This is a genomic window from Verrucomicrobiota bacterium (assembly GCA_019247695.1).
Classification (GTDB): domain Bacteria; phylum Verrucomicrobiota; class Verrucomicrobiia; order Chthoniobacterales; family JAFAMB01; genus JAFBAP01.
This window is the reverse complement of record JAFBAP010000041.1, coordinates 1-9,108: the sequence shown is the minus strand read 5'-3', so window position 1 is coordinate 9,108 and position 9,108 is coordinate 1. Positions and strand designations below refer to the sequence as shown.

The window sequence follows — 9,108 nt, the reverse complement described above, 5'->3', positions numbered from 1 at the left end:
AACGGGTAACGGGTAACGGGTAACGGGTAACGGGTAACGGGTAACGGGTAACGGGTAACGGGTAACGGGTAACGGGTAACGGGTAACGGGTGCAATGATGGGAGAGAGCCGCCGATGTCAAGTCTGGGCTTCTCTTCTTGCGTGGCCGGTAGGACCCGGTAATCGACTTGGGCCTTGCGCCAGTAACCCGCTACCCGTTACGCGTTACGCGTTACTCGTCACTGAAAGTCATGCGAGGCGGCGGTCTCAAGCGGGAAGGTAGGCAGGCGCTCGATGGTTTCCGCCCGGATATGGATGGTGCCGGAACGCGTCTGCAGGATTCCTTCCACCAGGAGGAAGCTTTCCTGGGTAATCACCAGGCGGCGCCGTTCAAAAAGCTGCGGGTAGACAATCACGTTGGCGATACCGGTTTCGTCCTCGAGGCTGATGAAAACAACGCCCTTCGCTGTCCCGGGGCGTTGGCGGCAAATTGCCAGACCGGCGACTCTTAACCGGCTGCCGTCGGCCGCATGAATGAGGTCTGCGCTGGGCCATACGGTGTCGCCCAGCATTTTGCGCAGGTAAGCCATCGGATGAGGGCCGGTGGTCAGCCGCATGGTGGCGAAGTCCGCTTCCAGGCGTTCTGCAGGCGCCATTACCTGCAGGGGCGAATCGGTTGCGGTCTCCTGGCCTGAAAAGAGGTCATTTTGATGGAACGCGCCCTCAACCAGCCAAAGTGCGTTTCGACGATGAACTGCCAGGCCGTTAAGTGCCCCGGCTTTGGCCAGGTTCCGGAGTTCGTCCCGGTCGAACCGTGTGCGACTGCGAAAATCCCGCACGCTGGAGAACGCGGCCCGGTTACGTTCAGCCACCATCTGCTCGATGTGCTCGTGCTGGAGTCCCTGGCTCAGGCAAAATCCGAGCCGGACGGCTTGATCTCCTTCCACCTTGCAAAGCCAATCCGAGTGGACAACCGAAACCGGCCTGACCTTTAAGCCGCGCCGTTGCGCGTCCTTGATCAAGGTGGCCGGTGCGTAAAAACCCATTGGTTGGTTGTTCAGCAGCCCCGTATAGAATTCTGCGGGACGATGCACTTTTAACCATGCACTGGCATAGGCGATCAGGGCGAAGCTGATGGCGTGCGACTCGGGAAAACCGTACAGGGCAAACGAGGTGATGGCGGCAACGATTTTGTCGATCACCTCCGGCGCAACGCGGTTAGCCGTCAACGCCTTGCACAACTTGGCTTTGACGCGCTGCATGCGTTCCTGCGAACGGTAAGAACTCAGTGCACGCCGGAGTTCTTCAGCTTCCTGACCGGAAAAGTTGGCCATGACCATGGCGATCTTGAGCATTTGTTCCTGGAAAAGCGGCACGCCGAGGGTTCGTTCCAGCACCGGTTTAAGCCGGGCATCAAGGTAGCTGATCGCTTCCGCGCCTTCGCGGCGCGCCAGGTAAGGATGCATCAGGTGGCCCTGGATGGGACCGGGCCGGATGATGGCAACCTCGATGACCAGATCGTAAAACTCGCGCGGCTTCATCCGTGGCAGCGTGGCCATCTGGGCACGGCTTTCGACCTGGAAGATGCCGACGGTATCGGCCCGGCAAAGCATTTCGTAAGTCGCCGCATCGTCTTTGGGCATGGTCGCAATGTCTACCGGCCGCCCCCGTTGCCGGCAGATCTCGACGGCATCCTGCAGGGCGGCCAGCATCCCAAGCCCGAGCAGGTCAACCTTTACGATGCCCAGGTCTTCGCAGTCTTCTTTATCCCATTGAATGACGGTGCGCCCGGGCATGGAGGCATTCTCCACCGGAACGATGGAATCGAGTTGGCCTTCACAGATGACCATGCCGCCCGAGTGCTGGCCCAGGTGGCGCGGCAGACCCTGCATGGCCTGGTAAACGGCCAGCAGCGCGTTTACCCGAGGCTGGTCCGGCGGTAAACCGGCCTGGCGCAGTTGGTCGCGCGCGTCCAGCGTGTGCGGGAAATCGCCGTGCGCGTGCAGGCGCGAGAACCGGTCCATAATATCCTTGGGCAGGTTCAGGGCCTTGCCGGCCTCGCGCATGGCGCTCCGGCCGCGAAAAGTAATGACGTTTGCGGTCATGGCCGCGCCTGAGCGGCCGTAGCGGCGATAAACCTCCTGGATGACGGTTTCGCGCCGGTCGCCACTCGGCAGATCCAGGTCGATGTCCGGCCAGCCTTTGCGGCCCTCACTTAAAAAACGTTCGAAAAGCAAGTTGTTGCTGACCGGGTCAATCGCCGTGATGCCGAGGCTGTAGCAGACTGCGCTGTTAGCGGCGCTGCCTCGGCCCTGGACCATGATGCCGGCCCGGTTGCAAAACCGGACCAGATCCCAAACGACGAGAAAATAACCTGAAAAACCGAGTTGATGAATCAGTTTTAGCTCCCGCTCGAGCTGCCGCCGGGCCTTGGCCGGGATGGCCTTGCCGTAGCGCTCGCGCGCACCTTGCCAGGTAACCTGGTCCAGGTAACCGTCCATGGTCTGGCCTGGAGGCACGTTAAAACGCGGAAATTGGTAGCCGAGGTTTTCCAACGTGAACTCAATTTCGCCGGCAATGACTTTCGTGTTGGTCAAAGCGGTGGGCAGGTCGGCGAAGAGCCGGTGCATTTGGGCGGGAGATTTGAGCTGGCGTTCGGCGTTCGGTTCCAGACGACGCCCGGCTGCGTCAAGGTGAGTGTGGTGCCGTGCGCAGGTGAAGACATCCAGGACCAGCCGGCGGTCCGGCGTCGCGTAAAGCACGCCGTTGGTGGCCACCAGGTGGGCGCCGTGGCGTTCGGCCAGTTCAACCAGCCGGAGGTTCAACCAATGTTCGTCCCGGCGCGCGTGACGTTGAATCTCGACGAAAACGCTGTCCCGGCCAAAAACTTCGCGTAACCAGACCAGCCGCGTCCGGGCAAGGTCAAATTCGCCGGCTCGCAAAGCGCGGAGCAGAGGCCCCTCCTGATCACCGGTAAGGACCAGAAGGCCCTCGGCAAATTCAGGGAGTTCAGACCAGCAGATAGCGCTTGCATGCTTGGGCGAACGAAGCTTGGCGCGTGAGAGCAGGCGGCAAAGGTTTTGGTAGCCCTGCCGGGAACGTACCAGCACCGGCAGTACGGTGCCGTCCTCCATCGTAAGTTCGCTGCCCACCAACGGACGAATCCCGGCCTCCCTGGCGGCGGTGTAGAACCGGGGCGCGCCAAAAACGCCGTCCCGATCGCATAGCGCCAGGGCAGCTAACTCGACCTGGGCGGCAACAAAGGCCAGGTGTTCGGGTGAAGAGCTGCCCCGTAGAAAACTGAAGGCGCTGCGCGCGTGCAGTTCGACATAATTCATGGCAGGAACCTTTTTCGGAGTAAGACAACCCGCGCAGTTAGTTTTTACCAAACGTTTTTAACTCGTATCCGTGTCAGTCATAAATGCCGACTACCTGCCATTGATCACCCTCCTGAGCTAACCGGTACAGGGCGCCTTTTTGGAGCTGTACGTCCCATTCCTCCGCCGCCCAAAAGGACCGGTCCCACCAATCACCGGAAAGCTTCCAGGGACCGCCCACTTCCTGAATGTGACCGGTCGCCAGGGAACTCTGGATGTAGACCGGACGTCCATCCTCTAACCGGACGGCGGCCGGCACCCCGGGACGGCATCGTCTAAAGGCGGCGCCGATGCGCGGCGCCGGTTCCTGGTTCTCCTCGTTCCGCGAGAACGAGGGAATCCACCCTCCGTCCGGCCAGCGCAGGCGCACGCTGTCCGGGCGGTAAGTATCAACCGGTTCCGGGATTCCTACCCGGTCATTGCCGATCAGGGCCGCCAAACGAGCCAGGGTCTGGAAAAAACGGTTCGGCTCCTTGAGACCGCCCCGGTAGAGATCAAACTGGTGGTTGCCGGGGTCGCCCGGCTTGGCTTCAAGTTCAAACCCCAGAATGGGGGCGGTGGTCCGGACGGTTTCGAGGTATTGTGAAGTAATGCGGAAAAGCGCCTCCACTTCAACGGTAGGGGCGGGAATTTGCAAGGTGCGCACCAGCGGATCCTGACCTTCAAGGTTCAACCTGAGGTGCAACCCGGACACCAAACGGTACGCGGCGGTGATCCGGATACAGAGGCGCTCGAGAAATCGCCGGAGCAGGAACAACAATGGCTCCAGCGTTTCCACCCGGTATTCGAGTTCGACCGATTCAAGGAAGCGTTCCGAAGGGCGTACATACCGCAGCACCTGAGGGGAGCGGCCGGCGGCGCGATCCCACAAGGACAGCCCCTCCGTCCCCAAACGCCGGCCGGCAGCTTCTCGTGGCAACCGCAGCAGCCCACTGACGGTGTGCACGCCCCAGTCGCGCAGAATTTGCACCACCTCAGGGGAAGGTTGCAGGCACTCAACGGGTAACGCCTGCAGGGAATCCCGGTCGCCGGTGATCTCCAGAAGCGGATCGGCGATCCTGGCGGCCTGCAGCGCCACTTCAGGGTTGGCGCCCAGACCCGCTTTGGCTTTAAGGCCCAGTTGTCGTAACCGGCTGAGCAAATCCCGTAACCAAAGCGCGTGATCAGCATCACGCCGCATCCTCAAATCCAGCGTGCAGACGCCCGGAGCTGTGTTTTGCAGGAGGGGCGAATGCCGGTAAGCAAGCTGCAGGAGTGCGTCCTGGAGCCGGGTTTCCCAGGAAAACATTCGAGGTAAGCAAAGCAGTGCAGGAACGCGCGCAACCGCCAGACCCGTGCCGGCGTACAGGGGGATACCGGCCGCTTCCGCCGGTGCATTAAGCTCAACGACGCGTTTGCCGTCGCCGTCCAGCAAAGCCGCCGGCACCCGCTCGTACATTTCAACCTGAGATTCAGTTTCCGGGCACCCGGCAAATGTTTCTCCGCTTAAGGAAAAGATTTCTGCCGATTTTTTGCCCGCAAAAGCGCGGCTGAACATCCGCCCCAGCAACGCGCATTGTAACCGGTACTCGGGAACGTAAATGACGGCAAACGAGGCCGTCTTCCTACATTTCTGCATAAGCCGGTTCCTGAAAAGGCTTGCGCCGTTGCGCCTGGAAACATAGGGCCGCGACCAGGGCGGAGGAAAAAGAGGACAAATCGTCATGTACGAGTGCGGACCGGACGTACAGGTTCATTGCCGCGCTCGAGGCCAGCGGATGACGCGTCAGCAGAAGAAGCGTCGTCTGCGCCTCTTCGGCCACGCGTTGTAGCCGGTACCAGGTCTGGCCGGGTATTTTCCGCAGCTCAGCCTCCCGATTCTGTTTAAGGTCCAGGATGGTAACCGGAATATTACCGTCACGGAGCAGCAAATCGGCGGCTTTGACCGCTTCCAGCGCATAACGGCAGCGCACCCAAAGCAGGTGATCTGCGGCTGAGACGGGTTCAAAGCAGTCCGCGCCGTCGACCAGGGCCACCAGTTGCGCCTGCGCCCGGAGGGCGTGGATCAATTCCTGCAGAAACAACGTCGCCCCGGTGCTGGGCAGGGGGGCAATGATTTGTGTAACGGCCCCGCGCAGGAGGCCGCCCCCGAGGATTTGGTCGAGGCTGGGTAATCCCGTGGCCGCAAGGCTGGCGGGGGGCACGGTTTGCGGGGGAAAACGCCGGGCGAGAACCTGACGGAGCTCAACAATTTTTGGAGGCGCCACTATGTTCAAATGAACACTATCCGACGCGGATGATCAATCCTCTATGTTTAAACGCCTACGAGAGCGGAAGCCGGGGATGAATTCCTCCCGCGCATTTCGCTTCTCCCCTTAAGGAACAGAATGTCCGGGGATTGATCATTCGCGTTTGATCATTGATCATTAACCGTTGCCCATCGTCCATTGCTCACCCTTCAATGGTTCACCTCGAGAGAAAATTGCGTAGCCATAACCAAGGCTATCTCCCACCGTCTTAGAATTCGTGAAGCGACTTGTCCTCATTTTTTCCCTGATCATTATTCTGCTGGCCGGCTTTTGGGTTGGCTTAGGCGTGTTCATCCGGAGCGACGCTTTCCGTTTATGGCTCGGCCAGCGCGTGAGCCGGTCGTTGGAGGCTGAAGGCAGTTTTGAATCTCTTGATTGGACCGGTGCAACCGTTCGCAGCGGCGGGTTTAAGGCGACCGGCCAGCCCGGCAGTAAAATCAGTTCGGTGCGCCTGACCGGCTTAACGGCGCACCTTGATTGGCCGAAGCTGTTCACGGGCCAGATCGTCCTCGATTCGGCGAGCGCGGAACAAGCAGAGGTTCAGTTTCTTCCGGCCAAGGCTGCCACTCAGTCCAAACCGGTGGCACCGCCTTCTTCGAAACCGAGCCTGCGATTCCGGATCCACTTCAGCGTCCAGAAGATAACGATCCAGCATGCCTCTTTGGCTTACGAGTCCCGGCACGGGACCAAAGGCAGCCTGACTAATGTGGGCATTCTGGCGGTTAAGACCGGCCCGAAAGCTTGGGAGTTTACAATCGAGGGGGGCACGATCCACAGCGACCGGTTTCCTGCGGCACAGTTGTTAAAGGCACAAGCCGGCCTTAGCTCGCGGCGCCTCCAGATCCGGGATCTTGAACTGGCGTCTCCCGGCGGCGGAACCGCCACCATCCAGGGTGAGATCCAGTTGAATCGGGAACTGAGCGCTGACCTCCATGCCAAGCTGGCCAATATTTCAGTGACCGGTTTGCCGCTCAACAAAGAAAAACTGGATGGGGTCGTGACTGGGGACCTAACCTTCCAGGGAGCCCTGAACCACTTTGAACGAGGCACCATTCAAGGTGACTTTCAGGCGAACCAGGTGCGCTACGATTTCAGTCATTATCTCGGCGGCCTGCGGTACCTGACGGGTTCGGCTCCTTTAGGCAGCGCCAGTTTCGATTCCGCGGCGGGTCATGTGCTTTACTCGAACCACAATTTTCTACTGACCAATCTCAATGCGGCATATCGCGACACGATCAGGGTGCTGGGAACGATCGAAGTGAAAGGCGACCAGGTGCAGGGGGTGTTGCAAGTCGGTTTGAAGCCCGAGCTTTTGGATTATTGGGTGCCGGGTTCGCTGGAAGCCGTTTTTACCGAACAACGAAACGGCTTGAACTGGACGGTGGTCCGCTTGTCGGGCACGGTCCAGGAACCCAAGGAAGACCTGAGCAAACGTGTCCTGGCCGCAGTGGAAGACAGGCTGGGGCGCGACCTTAAAAACCGATTAAAAGACACGGCCAAATCGCTGCGTGACCTGTTCAAGCATTGAGATTGAATATGAAATATGAGCGACCTGCGTTATCGCCCCAACGTTGCGGCCATCATCCGGCGGTCTGACGGTAAAATCCTGGTCGGCGAACGTTCGGATGTACCGGGAGGCTGGCAGTTCCCGCAGGGGGGCCAGAAGAGGAAGGAGACCCCGGAACAGGCCTTAGCCCGCGAGTTACTGGAGGAAGTCGGTCTGGGACTGGAATCTTACCGTTTTGTTAAACAACGGGGCCCTTACCGCTACCTCTTTATGGACGGTCACACCAAGAACGGTTTTCACGGCCAGGAACAAACTTATTTTCTGCTCGAATTGGACGGTGCGGCCGTGGTTGACGTGGGCACGGCGGAGCCGGAATTCAGAGCCGTGCAGTGGATCAAGCCGGGCGAATTCGTGTTGGATTGGGTGCCGGGATTCAAGCGTGAAGTATACCGTCAGGTCTTCCTCGACTTTTTTGGGGTTGCACTCTGATTCAAGGGATAGGGGTGATTTTCCTTTGACTCTTTCAGGAGATTCCGGCATGACACATCCGTTATGCTGCCTCTAGGGATGTTTTTGTTTTTAGGATGTGCACTTTTGGGGTGCGTCTGGTGGGTTTGCGTCAAGGATGACCCAAACCGATCACGGTGATATCGTCGAGTTCAGTAAAGGTATCGTATCGATGCCCGATCTGCCGGACCTTGAATGGCTAAGGACAGCGGCGAATGACCTGAGTAAGCTGTTGCTGCAAATCGCAGGGTACAGCCACCGTTCACAAGCGCTTTCAAAGAACCAACCCGAGCTCCGTAACTGTCTTGAACATTTGGAGGAAAACGTGGCGAAGGCCAGTGAGGTGACGCGCTCGATTCTCGAAAGGGTTGAGCGTTCCAGTAATGGATCGCCGTCGCTGGCGGTGCGTTCGGCTCCGGCTCTCGCAGAAAATATAAGTAGAGATATGCTCGATCCGGCTGCCGTGGCGTCCCCCCGATCCGATTCATCGGCAGCGCTCGCTGAGCTTGCCCGTCAGAACGATGTTCAGATCGCAAATCTGACGGGGAGCCGGGAATTGATCCTGCTGGTGGATGATGAAGCGCACGTCTGTCTGCTGGCAAAACTGATGCTTTGTGATGAGGGTTACAAAGTGGTCACCGCCTACGACGGTGAAGAGGCAGTTCGCGTTTTCCGGTGCCTTGGCTTGCACGTCCGGTTGGTGATCCTGGATTTTATCATGCCGGGCATCGATGGAGAGACGGTCTTTAACGAGCTGCAGCGGATTCACCCGGATGTCGCCGTAGTTCTCAGCAGCGGATTTGCGGAGCAATCAAAGCTGAACCGGATGCTGGCCCGCGGCCTCTGCGGCTTTATCGCCAAGCCCTACTCGCAACAGCGCTTGCTCGACCAGGTGAGATTCATCCTGGACGCGATTCAGAATTCGAAAAATAGCGCGCCCGTGCCCGACCCGGTGCGGAGGAAGGGGTAGGAGTTCGGTCACACGGCGGGCACAGCGGGCTTGGCGGGCACCACGTAAGAGTTCACACGGCGAACACGGCGAACACGGCGGACCACGGCGGGAAGAAAAGGAAAGAGTTCGGCGTTCGGCGTTCGGCGTTCGGCGTTCGGCGTTCGGCGTTCGGAGTTCGGAGTTCGGAGTTCGGAGTTCGGAGTTCGGAGTTCGGAGTTCGGAGTTCGGAGTTCGGAGTTCGGAGTTCGGAGCGGAATCTTGGGGGGTAGGTGCGAGTGTCAACCTTAGAGTTGCCGCCCGCTCTTGATCTGTGTCAATCTGTGTAATCTGTGGAGGTTTTCTCTTTTCTGCGTTCTTCTGCGTGTTCTGCGGATGATTCCGTCTTCCCGCCGGGTGAGTCTGACCCTCGGGGGAGATCGGACCCGGTTCTACGACGCCTCCGAACTCCGAACTCTCTTCCCCTCTTCCCGCCGTGGTCGCCGTGGCTCGCCGTGTTCG

The 9,108-nt window shown here is 59.4% G+C and carries 6 protein-coding genes; 3 read left to right on the top strand and 3 right to left on the bottom strand.

Annotated features, from left to right (window positions below):
- Positions 1–218: 218 nt before the first annotated feature.
- The 3 genes from JO015_04550 to JO015_04540 form a co-directional block, all read right to left on the bottom strand.
- Positions 219–3,317, bottom strand: a complete 3,099-nt coding sequence (locus JO015_04550; protein ID MBV9998367.1) for an error-prone DNA polymerase — start codon at positions 3,315–3,317, stop codon at positions 219–221.
- Positions 3,318–3,390: 73 nt separating this feature from the next.
- A complete protein-coding gene (locus JO015_04545; GenBank protein ID MBV9998366.1) occupies positions 3,391–4,974 on the bottom strand; it encodes a hypothetical protein in 1,584 nt (527 codons plus the stop codon).
- Positions 4,961–5,602, bottom strand: a complete 642-nt coding sequence (locus JO015_04540) for a hypothetical protein (GenBank protein ID MBV9998365.1) — start codon at positions 5,600–5,602, stop codon at positions 4,961–4,963. The genes JO015_04545 and JO015_04540 overlap by 14 nt, the downstream gene beginning before the upstream one ends.
- 259 nt (positions 5,603–5,861) lie before the next feature.
- Between JO015_04540 and JO015_04535 the strand changes: the two genes are divergently transcribed.
- The 3 genes from JO015_04535 (at position 5,862) to JO015_04525 (ending at position 8,628) form a co-directional block, all read left to right on the top strand.
- Positions 5,862–7,172 carry a hypothetical protein gene (locus tag JO015_04535; GenBank protein ID MBV9998364.1) on the top strand — a complete coding sequence of 437 codons (1,311 nt, stop codon included), beginning with the start codon at positions 5,862–5,864 and terminating at the stop codon, positions 7,170–7,172.
- Between the two features lie 15 nt (positions 7,173–7,187).
- The gene (locus tag JO015_04530) at positions 7,188–7,640 is read left to right on the top strand and encodes an RNA pyrophosphohydrolase (protein ID MBV9998363.1); all 453 of its coding nucleotides are present in this window, start codon (positions 7,188–7,190) and stop codon (positions 7,638–7,640) included.
- 136 nt (positions 7,641–7,776) lie between these two features.
- Positions 7,777–8,628, top strand: coding sequence for a response regulator (locus tag JO015_04525; GenBank protein ID MBV9998362.1), 852 nt, complete (start codon positions 7,777–7,779; stop codon positions 8,626–8,628).
- Positions 8,629–9,108: the final 480 nt, after the last annotated feature.

What these genes read in the sequence shown, in the direction of transcription:
- JO015_04545 (MBV9998366.1), bottom strand. Translation starts at nt 4,974, where the DNA reads ATGCAGAAATGTAGGAAGACGGCCTCGTTTGCCGTCATTTACGTTCCC.
- JO015_04530 (MBV9998363.1), top strand. Translation starts at nt 7,188, where the DNA reads ATGAGCGACCTGCGTTATCGCCCCAACGTTGCGGCCATCATCCGGCGG.
- JO015_04550 (MBV9998367.1), bottom strand. Translation starts at nt 3,317, where the DNA reads ATGAATTATGTCGAACTGCACGCGCGCAGCGCCTTCAGTTTTCTACGG.
- JO015_04525 (MBV9998362.1), top strand. Translation starts at nt 7,777, where the DNA reads ATGACCCAAACCGATCACGGTGATATCGTCGAGTTCAGTAAAGGTATC.